Raw genomic sequence first — 1,499 nt, 5'->3', positions numbered from 1 at the left:
TCTAAGATACCGTCATCGATTAAGTTCCGAAGCATCCCGCCGAAGGCTGGCTGGGTGTGAGACATATCCGCCATACGTCGGCGGGATGCACTGACTTTTCCGTAGCTTTGCGTAAGAGCGTGCTGGCTTAACCAACACCGGGCATTGACGTTTCCAGTCACTAATGAGACACACACGACGGACCGATCATCCACACTGAAGTCTCAATCTGTATTGAGATAGTAGCGGTCTCATTCTCATTGAAAAGCTCAATAACAGAGGCAGGTGTTGGTTAGAGTCTGAGTGAGCCAAGAGACTTTCCTGCCCGAATTGGTAGATTAGAGTCTGAGAACCGGCGTTGGACCTCTGAGTGTCCATCGCCCGACTGCTTGAGAACGTGCGGGGCGCAGGAAGAATTTACCTGAATTTAGGCGCTAAGACCCCTTCCTCAGCGAGAGCCGAAGGCTCGAGCAGGGAGGGGATACAGCGTCCCCAGAAATCGAAGATTTCTGGTGTGCGAACGAGACGCGAAGCGTCTCGTCAACGCCACTCGTCTTTCATACACTATTCTATAGCAGGCCCACAGGCCCACGTCCCAAAGCACTTAACTACACAAAGTGTGTAACTTATGCTGTGGCAACGCGAAAGAACATATCGATCCGAGATGACCAAGAGGAGTGGATTCAGGAGAACCATCTGAATCTCTCCTCGTTCGTCCAAGAGAAACTGGACGAACTCATTGAAGAACGTTCGTAGATGAACTACAACTACCGGTACAGACTTGAGCCGTCTGATGCTCTCCGAGAGACGTTGGACCGACACCGAGATCTGTACCGGCAAGTGTACAACCACTTCCTCCACCGCCTCAACCACAACGGCGGGACGACGAAGTACGACGAGATCAACCAACTTCCGTCGGTCAAGAAGTGGTGGACCGACCTCACCAACCTGTATTCCCGAACGCTTCAGAACGTCGTCGAGCGATTGTACAACAATCTCTCACGGCTCAAAGACGCGAAGGATAATGGTCGTGTGGTTGGCCAGCTCAAGTGGAAAGCACCGAACGAGTACCGATCATTCACGTACCGACAGTCTGGCTTCGAACTCAAGAACACGGGTGGTCAGACCGTCCTACGGCTTTCAAAGATCGGAGAAATACCTGTTCGGCTCCACCGGGAGCTACCCGACGACGCTACGATCAAACAGGCCACGGTGAAAAAGGAACCGACGGGCGAGTGATTCGCTGTTCTCGGTGTCGAAACGCCCGACGACCCGCCAGAGAAACCAGAGAATCCGAAGGACATCGTTGGCATCGACTTGGGCATCCTGAAGTATGCACACGACACTGACGGCCACGCGATCGAATCGGTCGACCTCTCGGACGAACGCGACCGGCTCAAGCGTGAGCAACGGAAACTCTCGCGCAAAGAGCACGGGTCAAATAACTACCTCAGCTTTGCACGTTGAAGTAGGAGCATGACGTAGGCGGTGGCAAGGACGAATGATGCCGATTACGGATT

The 1,499-nt window shown here is 53.3% G+C and carries 1 pseudogene; it reads left to right on the top strand.

Annotated elements, in window-relative coordinates:
• Nucleotides 1–735 precede the first annotated feature (735 nt).
• Nucleotides 736–1,428, top strand: a pseudogene (locus GWG54_RS20495) (RNA-guided endonuclease InsQ/TnpB family protein); the annotation flags it as partial.
• Nucleotides 1,429–1,499 lie beyond the last annotated feature (71 nt).

The organism is Natronococcus sp. JC468 (genome assembly GCF_012163165.1).
GTDB classification, from domain to species: Archaea; Halobacteriota; Halobacteria; order Halobacteriales; family Natrialbaceae; genus Natronococcus; species Natronococcus jeotgali.
Note: the sequence above shows the minus strand (reverse complement) of the source record. Positions and strands in the feature narration are given on the sequence as shown.